The sequence below is a fragment of the Peribacillus folii genome (genome assembly GCF_030271255.1).
In the GTDB taxonomy this organism is placed as follows: Bacteria; Bacillota; Bacilli; order Bacillales; family DSM-1321; genus Peribacillus.
Genome location: NZ_JASJOM010000022.1, coordinates 20,103 through 34,482, shown reverse-complemented (window position 1 = coordinate 34,482; position 14,380 = coordinate 20,103). Strand labels below are relative to the sequence as shown.

The 14,380-nt window shown below is 42.1% G+C and carries 10 protein-coding genes and 1 riboswitch; of the genes, 9 read left to right on the top strand and 1 reads right to left on the bottom strand.

Going from position 1 to position 14,380, the window contains the following annotated elements; all coding sequences use genetic code 11:
* Window positions 1-286: 286 nt before the first annotated feature.
* Entirely contained in the window at window positions 287-1,129 is an 843-nt protein-coding gene (locus tag QNI08_RS22055) for a tyrosine-type recombinase/integrase (protein ID WP_285769492.1), read from the top strand.
* A 312-nt stretch (window positions 1,130-1,441) separates the two neighbouring features.
* Here QNI08_RS22055 and QNI08_RS22050 read toward each other — a convergent pair whose 3' ends face one another.
* Complete coding sequence (locus tag QNI08_RS22050; protein ID WP_285769491.1) at window positions 1,442-4,582, bottom strand: efflux RND transporter permease subunit; 3,141 nt, start codon at window positions 4,580-4,582, stop codon at window positions 1,442-1,444.
* A 190-nt stretch (window positions 4,583-4,772) separates the two neighbouring features.
* Here QNI08_RS22050 and QNI08_RS22045 point away from each other — a divergent pair, with 190 nt between their 5' ends.
* The 8 genes from QNI08_RS22045 to QNI08_RS22010 all read left to right on the top strand — a co-directional run bounded on the left by QNI08_RS22045 (window position 4,773) and on the right by QNI08_RS22010 (window position 14,310).
* The gene (locus QNI08_RS22045; RefSeq protein ID WP_285769490.1) at window positions 4,773-5,651 is read left to right on the top strand and encodes a TetR/AcrR family transcriptional regulator; all 879 of its coding nucleotides are present in this window, start codon (window positions 4,773-4,775) and stop codon (window positions 5,649-5,651) included.
* Between the two features lie 120 nt (window positions 5,652-5,771).
* Window positions 5,772-6,662, top strand: coding sequence for a diacylglycerol/lipid kinase family protein (locus QNI08_RS22040; protein WP_285769489.1), 891 nt, complete (start codon window positions 5,772-5,774; stop codon window positions 6,660-6,662).
* Window positions 6,663-6,772: 110 nt separating this feature from the next.
* Window positions 6,773-7,435: a hypothetical protein gene (locus QNI08_RS22035; RefSeq protein WP_285769488.1), complete on the top strand. Its 663-nt coding sequence runs from the start codon at window positions 6,773-6,775 to the stop codon at window positions 7,433-7,435.
* A gap of 15 nt (window positions 7,436-7,450) precedes the next feature.
* On the top strand, window positions 7,451-8,713 hold the full coding sequence (locus tag QNI08_RS22030) for an efflux RND transporter periplasmic adaptor subunit (protein ID WP_285769487.1): 1,263 nt from the start codon (window positions 7,451-7,453) through the stop codon (window positions 8,711-8,713).
* A gap of 172 nt (window positions 8,714-8,885) precedes the next feature.
* A riboswitch (cyclic di-AMP (ydaO/yuaA leader) is annotated at window positions 8,886-9,032 on the top strand.
* A 171-nt stretch (window positions 9,033-9,203) separates the two neighbouring features.
* The gene (locus tag QNI08_RS22025) at window positions 9,204-10,466 is read left to right on the top strand and encodes a cation:dicarboxylate symporter family transporter (RefSeq protein ID WP_285769486.1); all 1,263 of its coding nucleotides are present in this window, start codon (window positions 9,204-9,206) and stop codon (window positions 10,464-10,466) included.
* 248 nt (window positions 10,467-10,714) lie between these two features.
* The gene (locus tag QNI08_RS22020) at window positions 10,715-11,497 is read left to right on the top strand and encodes a hypothetical protein (protein WP_285769485.1); all 783 of its coding nucleotides are present in this window, start codon (window positions 10,715-10,717) and stop codon (window positions 11,495-11,497) included.
* Between the two features lie 193 nt (window positions 11,498-11,690).
* Window positions 11,691-12,773, top strand: a complete 1,083-nt coding sequence (locus QNI08_RS22015) for a D-alanine--D-alanine ligase (RefSeq protein WP_285769484.1) — start codon at window positions 11,691-11,693, stop codon at window positions 12,771-12,773.
* Window positions 12,774-12,927: 154 nt separating this feature from the next.
* Entirely contained in the window at window positions 12,928-14,310 is a 1,383-nt protein-coding gene (locus tag QNI08_RS22010) for a UDP-N-acetylmuramoyl-tripeptide--D-alanyl-D-alanine ligase (protein WP_285769483.1), read from the top strand.
* The last annotated feature ends 70 nt before the right edge of the window (window positions 14,311-14,380 follow it).

Below are 14,380 nucleotides of genomic sequence, written 5' to 3'. Positions count from 1 at the left end.
CCAGCCATTCCGGCTGGTCTTTTTTTGTGATATGAAATCCTTATCCATGGTAGGTCAAACTGCATCAAAAAGGAAGCAGCCATAAGAACCCGAATAATGAAAATACTATAAGGAATAAGATTGGGTATACTATAAATGCAGCTTTTCGTGATAGATGAACGAATGGTGTCATACTTCTTTTATATAATCATAAACAGATGAAGGCATCTGGACAGAATTCTTCGTTTCTGTAGGGATATATGTTAAACTTAACTTAGTTCTGAAACTGTCATTGGGGGAATAGCCGATGGATACCTCTGCTAAAGATGAAATGATTTTTTCGTTTGCTGAATGGTTGAGAGACCAAGGCAAATCAGATAATACGATCAAAACGTATACTGGTGTCCTTTCACAGTTTTGTGACCAGACACAAAAAGAGATGCTGATGGAGATTCATTCTGAAGATGTTCAGGATTATCTTGATAATTTAGAAAATTGCAAGAAAAGTCCAGGAACAATTGAAAAACACTATATCGCCCTTAACGTATTCTTCAAATTCTTAGGGAAACCGCAAATAATGCTTCCGGTTGAGCGTAAGGTAAAAGAGTACAAGCATGAGGTGCCTGAGACTTTAAGTATAAAAGAGCAGGAAATCCTGTTAAGGGATATCGAAGCAGAAGGGAATTTAAGGAACATCGCCATCGTCTACCTGCTGTTGCATACAGGAATCCGTGTCTCTGAATTATGTGACTTGAATGGCTCTGACGTCATCATGGATAAAGAGCGAAATTACATATTAGTCAGGAATGCAAAAGGTGAAATCGATCGTTCCGTTCCCCTTACGCAATCCGTCATACAGCATGTAAAGAATTATCTAAACTCCTTGAAGGACAAAGCCGATCCATTGTTCCTTTCGAGTTATAATCAAAGGATCACTCCAAGGTCGGTTCAATATATATTGAAAAAATATAATGTGCATCCACATAAATTACGGCATACTTTTTGCCAAAGATTAGTGGATAACGGAATAGATGTCCAAACGATATCCAAGCTTGCCGGCCATAAAGATTTAAATGTGACGAAGCGTTATTTAAAGGAAAAATCGTTGGATTTGGAAGATGCGATTGACCAAACGTTCACAAAACATTGATTCATAAGAAGTGAAAAGGAAGGGATGCTCTTTCCTTTTTTTGTTTTTTAGAAGGTAAAGCATTTCCTTGGAAATGACGGGTTGCTACTCGCGGACTCTTTGGGAACAGAGAGCGTAATAAGGCTTTCATTTTTACAGTCGGTACCCTGTTAGTATAATGAAGTTGATAGGTTACAACAGTACAGCTCCCAGAGGCCCCGTAGCGGTCTTTTTTTATTTTTGGATGCACCAGTTGTACGCAAAACAGCCCCCTGCAGGGTCGGCCACTTATATTAAGTGGCTTCCTACAGAGGGCTGTTTGCAGTCATTTATTTAATTGTTTTTTTTCTTTTTTTTACCTAATTTCATGATAACTTCATAGACTACCGGTACGATGACAAGCGTCAGCAAGGTCGAGCTCACGAGTCCGCCGATAACTGTAATTCCCAGCCCTTGTGAGATCAAGCCGCTGCCTTCCGCTCCAATAGCTAATGGTATTAAAGCTCCGATCGTGGCCAGTGCAGTCATCAAGATCGGTCGCAGACGGGTAGATCCCGCCTCGAGCAGCGCTTCACGTGTCGAGAATCCGGATTCTTCATTTTTGATTACCCTGTCCACCAATACGATGGCATTGGTTACAACGATACCGATAAGCATGAGCACACCCATCATGGCTGAAACGCTGATGGTCTCACCGGCAATGAATAAGCCCACTAAAGCACCAATTACCGTGAATGGTAAGGAGAATAAGATTGCAATCGGTGCTAACCCGCCGTGGAAAGTGACGACAAGGACAAAGTAAACGATCGCAATGGCTGCCAACATGGCGATACCAAGCTGAGTGAATGATTCTTGGATATCTTCGGTCACTCCGCCATAGTCTACCGTGACACTTGCTGGAAGGTCTAATTTATCAACTTCTTTTTGTACTTCTTTTGTTACGGCTGCAACATCATCCGATTTGATTGTTGCGGAAACGTCCGCGTAAATTTTCCCGTCACGGCGGCTTATTGTATCGGATGCTTTGCCTTCCTCGATTTTAACAACGTCTTTTAAAGGCACTTCCATTCCCATTGGAGAAGTGATTTTCGTATTCTCAAGATCCTTTTTATCTTGGAATGTCTTTTCTTCCTTCTCTACATAAACTTTGACTTCTTCTCCATCTTTTTTGATGGTAGTGAGGGCATCATCTTTGTTTGAGTTTGCAATTGACATGCCGACTTGGGCAGCTGTTAGTCCAAGTTCACTTAGCTTCTTCTGGTCCGTCACGAGTGTATATTGCTCATATGCATCGGAAAGACTTGTATCGACATCCTTCAATTGGTCATTTTTCTTCATGATCTTTTGAATCTCGTCAATGACCGGTTCAATATCTTTTTGTGTATTTCCATAGACATAAAGAGTCGTTTCGTTGCTTGATGTGGAAGTGAATTCTTGTTGCTTCCACGTTCCTGGAGAGTCAAGGTTGGTCAGGTGTTTTATGATCTTTTCTTTCTTTTCCCCGAAGTTTTCGGTGTCTTCATCATAAAGAACATAGAAGAGGGCTGAATTGCTCGAGCCGCCCATCATGCCGCTCATCATGTTTTCGCCTAATGTGTATTGGACTGTCTTCACATCATCTTTATCCATGAGGTACTTTTCTACTTTTTCCGTTTCCTTTTCAATATCCTCTTTCAATTCCCCAGGTGCTGGAGTATAAGTGACGATGATCTGCTTTTCTTCATCAGCAGGCATGAAGCTGACGCCTATGCTTGGAATGAGGAACAAGCTGCCGATCAACAATACAATGGCTGTTCCGAATGTGATCAACTTATGGCTTAAGGACCAATTCAGTGCCCTGCGGTAGAATCCGGATAGCTTGCTTGGCTTTTCTTCATGTGATTTCAATTCTTTTTGGGAAAGTCCGTTTTTAAATAATGAGTCTGCCATGGCTGGTACAAGAGTGATGGCAATTACTAATGATGCGACCAATGCAAACACCATCGTTAATGCGAAGGGCATGAATAGCTCGCCAACTGGACCAGTAACGCTTGCTAACGGCAGGTATACGGCTACAGTAACGATCGTTGATGAAAGGATAGGGATGAACATTTCCTTAGTGGCGGAACGGATCAATTCGCCGCCTTTCAATTTTTCGCCTTTAAGTGCCATTCTTCGATAAATATTTTCGATTACCACAATGGAGTCATCGACGACCCGGCCAATCGCAACTGTCATGGCTCCCAATGTCATGACATTTAATGAGATATCCATTTGCTTGAGCACCAAAAGGGCAGCCAACAAAGATAATGGAATCGAAATGACGGAGATCAGGGTCGTTTTGAAGTTTCTTAGGAAAAGCATGATTACGATGACAGCAAACAGACAGCCGAAAATGGCCTTGCTAATCATGGTTTCAACAGAATCCTTGATCGGTTTGGCTTGGTCGAGCGTAGTATGTGCGGTTACCCCTTTGAATTCATCTTTAAAATTAGAAACTTGGTCTTGCACTTCTTCGACGATGGCGACTGTGTCGGCATCGGGCGATCTTGTAACTTGAATTCCGATTGATTCATTGCCGTTCGTCTTCGAAATGGATTCAGCCTTCCCGATGATTTTCACTTCGGCAATGTCCGATAATTTCACACTTTGCATTTGGGGAGCAGCTGGTGCCGTTTCCGGGCCCGCTTGATTAGCTGGCACTTGTCCCTGTGCTGGTGCTGTTTGTGTCGGCGCTTCTGATTGTGAGCCGCCGGTTAAAGGGATGTCAATATTTTTCAAGTCTTTGAGCGTTGAGATGTTTCCATCAACCACGATCGTTTTTTCTTTATCGTCAAAGTTATATAAGCCAAGAGGCATGTTGACATTTGCCGCTTGGATGACCTTTTTTACGTCTTCTTCATTGAGCCCATATTGTGCCATCTTTTTTTGATCGAACTCAAGGCTGCCTTCATTAACCTGCTGTCCTGAAATCGTTACGGATGTCACCCCGTCAATTCCTTCAAGCTTAGGAACTAACACATCTTCTACATTTTTTGTCAGGGCAGGCAAATCAGAATCTTTATCGGTTATACTAAGAGCAACAACGGGGAAAGCGTTCAATTCCAATTTCGAAACGCTGGGTTCTTCCACACCATCAGGCAGTTCAAGCTTCTCCAATGCTTCTTTCACATCTTTTACAGCATCGTCCATATCCGTGTCATAATCATATTGCAATTGGACGGAGGAAACATTGGCCATGGAAGACGAACTGACCAATTCAACTCCTGATAGATTAGTGACCTTTTGTTCAATTTGGTCTGTGAGTTTATCAGCCACTTCTTCAGGTGCAGCTCCGGGATATACGGTGGAGACGCTTATTAAAGGAGTGGAGATATTTGGAATGGTTTCTTGTTTCATGTTTAAACCGGAATATAAACCTGCTGCAACAATGATGATTGTCAGCAACCAGATTGCCAGTTTATTCTTTAAAGAAAATTTAATTATCGAGTTCAAGCTGTTTACCCTCCATAGATAATATTGTGACCAGCCGGTCATAGAATCAAATATAAAGCATATCAATTGTGATTGCAACAGATAGTAATCCTTAGTTATATCGTTGTGATTTCAATGGTTTTGAGATACAATGTGGATGACGTGACCAGTTGGTCATATGCAGACAATTTTCAAAGGATGGATGAACCGAATGAATGAAAAACATAAAATGATCATAGATAAATCGGTAGAGCTTTTCTCGGAGAAGGGATATCATTCGACCTCTGTTCAAGAAATTGCCGAACAGTGCGGGATAGCAAAGGGATCTTTTTACAATTACTTTAAATCGAAGGAAGAATTGCTCGTATCCATTTTTAGGTACTTCTATGAAGCCTTGACGGACGCGCTGCTCGATTTGGAGCTTGATGCTTCTTTATCCAATGAAGACAGGTTTTTAGGGCAAATATCCGTTCAAATTGAGCATATGACGGGGAATACGAAATTAATTCAGATGCTGATGCAGGAACAAATGGTCCATATCAGTAAAGAATTGGATCAGTTTTTGCATTATATCCATCAAGAAGGGGTCATTTTCTTCAAGCGTAAAATCATGGAGCTATACCCGAAGCTGCCTGAAGAATTCCTTCCGGACTGCACGGTCATGCTGGACTCCCTGTTCAAAGGATATATGGGCTTACTTATGAGAAAAAAAGATGCATTTGAAGCGGAGTTGTTTCCTGCCTTCATTTTGAATCGGCTGGACTCGATCATCGCAAGCCTCCAAACGATGGAAGACCCATTATTGAAGCGTTTTCCATTGCTGAATTGCCATTTACATGACTTGAATCCAAAAGAGGAAATCCTTTTGATCATCACGAAACTATTGGAAACGGAAATCCGCAAAGAAGAAGGAAGTGAAGCGAATAAAAATTCAAAGGCTTTATGTGCGATTCAAGAAGAGTTATCAAAAGGTAAGCCAAGTTCAATAATATTGGAGAGCCTTTTATTATTCCTGGAAAAAAGGGATAGGAAGGGCTCGTTGTATCCCAAGCTGATCTTAACGCTGAAGGAATATATAACGATGATATGAATGTATTAGAAAAAGGGGCGCCATGCCCCTTTTTTCATTCAGTCATGAGTACGTTTCAAATGTTACGGTTTAGGAAAAAGTATAGGTAGTGAAATTCGATTACGGCAGGGGGGATAGAGCATGAAATGGAAAAAAGGGATGTTGATTTATAACGAAAAAGCCGGGAATCACAAGCTGACGAGAAACCTCGAGGGATGTCTTCCGGTGATTGCCCCGCATATTGATGAGCTGCTTGTTTTGAAAACCAAGGAAAAAGGCGATGCACAGCGTTTTTGCTTGAATTATGGTGAAGACATGGATGTTGTATTCGTTTTAGGTGGAGATGGAACAGTCCATGAGTGTGTAAACGGTCTGTCGCCACTCGGGAAGCGGCCTTTGTTTGGGGTTTTACCTGGAGGGACCTGCAATGATTTTTCCAGGACCTTGAACATTCCCCAAAATGTTCGTCATGCTGCGGAAGCCCTTGTTAATGGAAAGGTCCGCCCCATTGATATCGGCATGGCCAATGATGCTTATTTCTCTAATTTCTGGGGAATCGGACTTGTTACCGATACATCGAACAATATTGATGATCAGGAAAAAAGCCGGTTCGGAAAAATAGGTTACTTATTAAGCGCAGTTAGGACGCTTGGAGATAATGCCGCTTTTCCCTTCAAAGTCGAATATGACGGGAAGCAATTGGAAGGGGAGGCGCTCATGATCCTGGTGATGAATGGATCATTCATCGGGACCAACTTATTGCCTTTTCCGATGGATCCAGATGATGGTAAATTAGGCGTTGCCATTTTGGAAAATGCTAGCTTTAGCACTTTTTTAGAGATAATAACGAAGAATGGTGCTTGGTCCGAAAATCTGGGTTCGGATTCCGGAGTGACTTATGTACAGGCCAGTACTCTTACAATCGAAACGAAGGCCCCGCTTAACGTGGATATGGATGGGGAAAACTATGGGCGGACTCCTGCAGGAATAAAAGTGCTTGAGCATCATTTATCGGCATTAACCCCTAGTTAGATAAGCGGTTAATCATTGATTTTTGTTGTTATGATTCCTTATATCTGCAAATGTTTCCAAAATAAGATAAAATGTAAGGAGAAAGAACAATTTTTGCAGGAGGAACACATATGATTTACCAGGTCAGGTTGCTAAAGGGCATTTTTGAGCCGTACAGGAGTCGTTATCAGCTGCAAAATGCTGAGGCTGTCACTCGGCTTGGAAGTAAATTGCTAGTATTATATTTTCTGAGTCTTATCGTATTTGCCGTTGGTGGTTATTTTGGGATTGGTTCCGAATCCTTCTCCAAACAAATTACGGCAATGAATGCGAATGAATTCGAGATGGGAAAGCTGCTGATCATGGGCGGCAATATGGTTTCCGGTCTCCTATACCCAACCTTATACATATTCTTGGCGTCTCTGTATTTTTGGATTTTCGCTGAAGTGCCATACATAAAAGTAGTGATCCTCCAAATGATCCTATTTTGTTTGCAGTTATTGGAAAAGGTGTTACTGATGCCCTTATTGATTTTGCTTGATATAGGCAACGATGGCAATCCTTTTTCCTTCGGAGTCATTAGTCAGCATTTTCTAAGCAATGATTATTTTATACATGTTTTCAGTGAGTTCACCATTTTTCAAATCCTTATTATTTTCCTGCAATATTTCTATCTAAAGGAATTTTCAGAACGGAATAATCATTTGATCTTTATTTTAGTTGCGCTATTCTATGTGGCCACATGGTTTGTTAAAGCCTTTTTGGCATACATTCATGTGGGAGTATTTGTCTAAGGCGGGTGAAGGGGAATGAATGGAAAGTGGAAGATTGCAGCAGCCTCCGTTGCGTCAATCGTTTTAATAACCGTTAACTTATACCTTATAGAAAAGAAAGAGAGCAAGGTGGAACGAACCGTTTTCGTGGACAGCTGGACGAAGGTGAAAAAAGATACCATTACGGCCATCATTCAAACAAAAGCGATAGTGAAACCAGCAGATGTGCATGATATTTATTTTGATGCCAAGAAAAACGACTTCCAAAAATTCCTCGTAAAAGAGGGCGATGCCGTTACGGCTGGCGCTTCATTATTCGAGTATACGACAACGGAGCTTGATAAGCTTAAGGCGGATTTATCAGCCGAGAAAACGGCTGCTGAAGGAGAACTCTCCGGGATTGATCAATACATAGCGAAGTTGAGTGCCTATCAAGCGAACCTGGACCGTGTTCCTGATAAAGCGGTCATCGATGATTCGGTGGAACAAAAGTTGAATATCGATATAACGACTGACTCCTTGGATCTTATTAAAAGTAACATCGAGCAGGAAATGTACAAGCAAGAGCTTGAAAAGAACCGTTTGAACGAAAAAGTGAAGATGTTAAGTGCCAAGCTAAGTTCAATCGAAACCCAGAGCGGCGCGGTCGAGACGACAAGTGAGGCTGATGGCATTGTGAAGAATATCAACAAAAACCTTACTAATCCCATCATATCCATCGCTTCGGCAAATATGGGAATTGAAGGGGATTTCTCGGAAAGTGAAATGAAAAAGGCTGAAGTGGGCATGACTATAAAGGCAACCGCTCCCGATTTAAAAAAGGAATTAAAGGGGAAAATAAGCCGCATCCATTCTTATCCGGCAGAGGAGCCTACATTAAAAAAGGATAACAGGTTTCCATTTCAGGCTATGATCGAACAGGAAGGCGAGGGAACGGAGGCATTGATGGTGGGATCCAAGGTCAACTTATCCGTTATAACCGATGAAAAGGCTGGTGTGCCTTCCGTCCCTGCAGCGGCTGTTCACCGAACCAAAAAACCACAGCTCTATAAATTGACGAAAAAGGGCTATGTGGACAAATATTATGTAACATTGGGCCTGAAGGCTGAAGGCAAGCAGGAACTTATCAAGGGACCTGCGGTTGGCGATGTCATCCTGATGGAGCCGGCAAGCGTGATGAAAAACCATTCTCATTTTATTACGCCCGTGCGCTTTGGCAAAGTGAAGATAAATACTTACAAGAAATTCACCACTAGGGAAAAGGTGAGATACCTGTTGCTCGGCATCCTTGAAAAATGATTGTAAGCGAGCTTGAATTATATATCGGTATAATATATATGGATAAATCAAGAAAAAAAATTTTGCTCCAATGATAAATTATGCTGAATTTTCAGACATGTTTAAAGATTTTTTATATGTTGGACGAGAATAAATATTTACAGATTAAAGTTTTTAGTATAATATTTTATTATAAGTTAATTCGCTTAATCTTATTCAAGAACGGGGGACCCAACTTTGTGGATTTTATCCGCTAGGGGTGAATTCAGAAATGAAAGGGCATTTGTGTTTCCAATTCCTAACCCGACAGCTAACCTCGTCAGCGTCTTTAAGGGAACATGTGTGAATATTCACGCCAATAAGAAATCGACACATGAAGTGTCTTTTTTTTCGGCGTAAAGATAGAGTTTTTCAAAAAAAGAAAAATTACTTTCTTTCTATTAGTATCTGTTTCCCTTACCGAGACAAAACGTTTTTGCAGCAAAGACTTTATAGAAGGTGAGGAAAGTACATGAAGAAATTATTTAAATTAAGTTTAGCAAGCCAGATATTCATTGGTTTAATTCTAGGGATAATCGTTGGAGCCATTTTTTATGGTAATGCGACAGCCCAAAGCTTTTTACAGCCATTCGGGGACATTTTCCTAAGAATGATCAAAATGATTGTTGTGCCAATCATCGTATCAAGCCTGATCGTTGCGGTTGCAGGTGTTGGTGATTTAAAAGCGGTAGGTAAACTGGGTGCGAAATCACTTTCATACTTTGTAGTGGTAACCCTTACAGCGATTGCTGTTGGTCTGATTTCAGCCAATATCATCCAGCCTGGTGCCGGTGTGAATATGAATAATCTGGAACAAACAGATATTTCCACGTATGTTGATACAGCAGAAACGAAGCAGCACGAATCATTTGTTGACACACTTGTTCATATCGTACCATCCAATCCGGTAAAAGCCATGGTGGAAGGCGATATGCTGGCGATCATTTTCTTCTCCGTGTTGTTTGGACTAAGCATCGCGGCTATCGGTGAAAAGGGTAAACCTGTTTTCCGTTTCTTCCAAGGGACGGCAGAAGGAATGTTTTACTTAACTAATATGGTCATGAAATTCGCTCCTATCGGCGTATTTGCCCTAATCGGAGTCACCATTTCCAAGTTCGGTTTAGAGTCTTTAATTCCATTAGGTAAGTTAGCGCTTTCTGTATACGGTACCATGATTTTCTTTGTTATCGTTATTTTGGGGCTGATTGCAAAATTTGTAGGATTCAACATTTTTACGTTAATCAGGCTTCTGAAGGCGGAATTGATTCTTGCGTTCTCGACAGCAAGTTCAGAGGCCGTTCTTCCGAAGATCATGGAAAAAATGGAAAAAGCGGGATGTCCGAAACATATTGCTACATTCGTTATCCCGACAGGATATTCATTCAACCTTGATGGTTCCACTTTATATCAAGCGTTAGCAGCTATCTTCATCGCTCAAATGTACGGAATCGATTTGAGTGTGTATGAGCAAATTACATTAATGCTAGTGCTGATGATTACATCCAAGGGTATTGCCGGTGTTCCTGGTGTTTCCTTCGTCGTTCTTTTAGCGACATTGGGAACGGTTGGTATCCCTATTGAAGGTTTAGCATTCATTGCTGGTATCGACCGTATTCTTGATATGGGACGTACAGTAGTTAACGTTATCGGCAATTCACTTGCTGCAATCGTCATTTCTAAATGGGAAGGTCAATTCAATCCACCTTCCGCAGAAGAATTAAAACAAGTATCTTAATGCCGAAAATCCAGAGTGATGAGTCACTCTGGATTTTTTTTGTTCCAGAAACCCAGGTTCTTCGATCCGGTCATTTTGCCATTCAACGTTTTTTATAAGAAAAAAATATGCCTGGTTTGAACATTAAATGGTGGTGGAAGTGAACTTGTTCGATGAGGATGAATATTCTCGGTCATATAACCTGCGTCAAATCCAAAAAGTTTGTTAAAATAACAGTAATTGATTTCAAGTCCGGAGGGGGTCAGGTTATGAAAAATGAAAGCGATGATATATTATACATGCATATGCAAGCTTCCGAACGGTTTGTCCTTTTTAATGGACTCGAGTTTAGGCAATTTGCCCACTCACTGCCATCTCCCTTGGATTCCATCTTATTATTGAAGCACCAATTCGATGGCGGCGAATACAATTTGAATGTGCTGCTTGAGAGCGCAGGATCAGAGGCCATCGCCAAGCTTCTTAAAGACAACGTCCGAGCATATGGCGATTTTTGCTGGATCGATTTTGAAGAGGCGGAAGGACTGGATGAACTGGATGGTAGGGAGCTGGCTGAGCTTTTATATTTAGGTCATACCAAGACCCATTTGCAGCCTCCTTTTTTTCGTAAATTGGGTAACCAATTCGTGTACCTTGCCCAGGACGACGGATGGTTCAACAAGGTCTATTTTCGATCTCTTTCGTCGTTTTATTTAATGTTGGGAAGCTTGATACCATTCAAGCTGGAGCTGCTGAAAGTCGAGCGGACGTGGCTCGGAATCCGAAAGAAAAAAGAGTTGACGCCAATCCCCATGGAGGTCATTTCCACGTTGGTTCCGATACTTGCCGAGGGTATGGTCATTTCATTTCGGGATGTTAAATATTCAAGAGCGAAAATAGAGGTCCCGATTTGGGTTGTGGGGGATTATTTGAATATGGATGAAATGCAGGAGGACTTCTCTGACCGGAATAGTGAGATGCCGGATCTCTTCATCACCTTCAGCAGAAAAGAGAAAACATGGGATTGTGCCATCAAAAAAAAATTCCGACAGTAAAAATTTCACCTCCTCCTGAAATTTTTAGTCGTTAGACTTACCTTCTCATGCATAAAAGACTAAGGGGGATATTGTGAGCGGCTGCCCTTAGTAATGATTGGAAATGCATCGATGAGGGAAGTTTCGCTTTTCCCGTTTTGGTGTTAAATGATACAATGAAAATGGTTAAAAGAATATTGGAGGGTAATAACTCATGAAAACTAAACTTGGTTTGCTTTATGGTGGAAAATCTGCGGAGCATGATGTTTCTATGCAGACGGCTTTAGCGGTCATTAAAGCTCTCGATTTAGCAAAATTTGATATATATCCGATTTACATAACGAAAGAAGGTTCCTGGATAAATGGACCGAAGTTAACGAAACCTGCCGAAAATGTCGAAGCTTTGATTTTTCTGCCTGAAAAGACGACATCTCCGCTTGCATTACAAGCACATTCAACTGATGAAAATAGTGAATCGTCTGGATATGACGTCATTTTCCCGTTGCTTCACGGACCTAATGGAGAGGATGGCACGGTTCAAGGAATGCTGGAGCTGTTGAATCTTCCTTATGTAGGGAATGGCGTTTTAGCGTCGTCGGCTGGAATGGATAAAGTGATCATGAAAAACATCTTTGCTCATGCAGGACTTCCGCAAGTGAAATACACGTGGTTCATTCGCTCCGAATGGGAGGCGAATAAGGAAGCGGGCATTAAAAAGGTGACAGAAGAACTAGGGTACCCTTGCTTTGTTAAGCCGGCTAACTTAGGTTCCAGTGTCGGCATCAGCAAATGCGATGATGCCCAAAGCTTGGAAAAAGCGGTGGCGGAGGCTTTCCAATTCGACCGGAAGATCATCATCGAAGAAGGAGTCGTTGCCCGCGAAGTGGAGTTTGGGATTCTTGGCAATGATGATCCCGCTTGTTCGGTGGCAGGGGAAATCATTCCTAAAAAAGATTTCGCCTTCTATGATTACTCAGCTAAATACGAGGATGGTAATTCAGCAATGGTCATCCCGGCCGAGATCAGTGAAAGTGAATATGCCGCATTATCCGATATGGCAATCAGGGCCTTTAAATCATTGGATTGCTCGGGACTGGTCAGGGCTGATTTCTTCTTGACCAAAGAGGGTGAAATTTATATTAATGAAGTGAATACAATGCCTGGATTCACCCCTTATAGCATGTTCCCGTTATTGTGGAAGCATACGGGCGTCGACTATCCAGCTCTAATTGAAAAACTCGTGAAGCTTGCATTGGAACGTCATCACGAAAAACAGCAAATCAAATATACAGTCTAAGCATCAGGGGATATATGATGCACCCTCACAACCCGTTAATGGACTTTTTTTGACGGGTCCAAATTAGCAGGAGCCGGCAATTCACTGGTTTCTGCTACATTTGGTTAAAGGGTGGGAGAGCGGTTAACGTTTCGCAGAATGTAGGAGGAACAAAATGATAAAAAGAACGTTAAAACAAGTGCAAGAAATGGCAGCTGGGCTGAATGATATCACTTCATTTCAATCCATGGGAATTCAAGGGGTCACCATTGATTCAAGAACAGTTACAGAAGGATGTTTGTTCATTCCGCTTAAAGGTGGGCAGGTTGACGGGCACCAATATGTCAAGCAGGCATTGGCAGACGGGGCGGCAGCCTCTTTTTGGCAAAAGGATGTTCCGAATCCACCGACCGATTTACCGTTAATCTTTGTCGAGAATACTGAAAAAGCACTGCAGGAGTTAGCGCGTTCCTATCGTACTCAGCTGAATATAAAGGTCGTGGGGATTACAGGAAGCAATGGGAAAACCACGACGAAGGATATGACCGCTGCGCTGCTTGCGACCACTTACAAGGTTCATAAAACGAGCGGGAATTTCAATAATCATCTCGGTTTGCCGTTAACGGTGCTTTCGATGGAAGAGGATACCGAAGCTGCCGTTCTGGAGATGGGGATGAGCAGCCGGGGTGAAATCGAGTTTTTATCCAAAATGGCAAAACCTGAAGTAGCCATCATTACCAATATCGGCGAATCGCACTTATTGGATTTGGGGTCGCGAGAGGAAATTGCGAATGCAAAGCTGGAGATTGTCGAAGGCTTGGCCAAGGAAGGCGTGCTGATCTATCACGGAGATGAACCGCTGCTCCGCAATCGGATCAAAAAGGATTTCCTTGATTTGAATGTGCTATCCTTTGGCCGGACCGAACAAAATGATCTGTTTCCACAGCTGATCACACAAGGGGCCGATAGTACTTCATTTACCATCGCATGCGATGGTACGGAAGCTGAATATGAAATACCCGTTTTAGGTCATCATAATGTTCTGAATGCATTGGCTGCCATTTTGGCTGCGAAGAAGTTGGGCGTCGGTGATTCCTCAATCCGAAAAGGTTTGTCGGCCATACAGTTAACCAATATGAGGATGGAATTGGTAGAGGGTGCAAAAGGGCAGAAAATCATCAATGATGCCTACAACGCAAGTCCAACCTCCGTTAAGGCTGCCATCGAATTGATCGAGGGTCTATCCGGTTTCGAAAACAAGATCCTCGTTCTGGGAGACATGCTGGAGTTGGGGCCTCAGGAGAAAGATTTTCATTTAAAAATTGGTGAATTGATTTCGAGTGAACGAATCGATAAGATTTTCACGTATGGCCCTTTAGCCGAGTTCATTGCCCAGGGGGCAAGCAAAGCCTTTTCTTCAGAAAGGGTTCAAGCTTTCCATGATAAGCAGAAGCTAATAGCAGAGCTGAAATCGACGACACAGGCAAATGATATCATTCTTGTGAAGGCATCCAGGGGAATGAAGCTTGAGGAAGTCGTTCAAGCATTACAGAAATAGAGATGAAATAAAAAGGCCGTTACCTATTGCTGCAGACAACTCGGGGACCAAGGAGTTTGTCTGCAGTTTT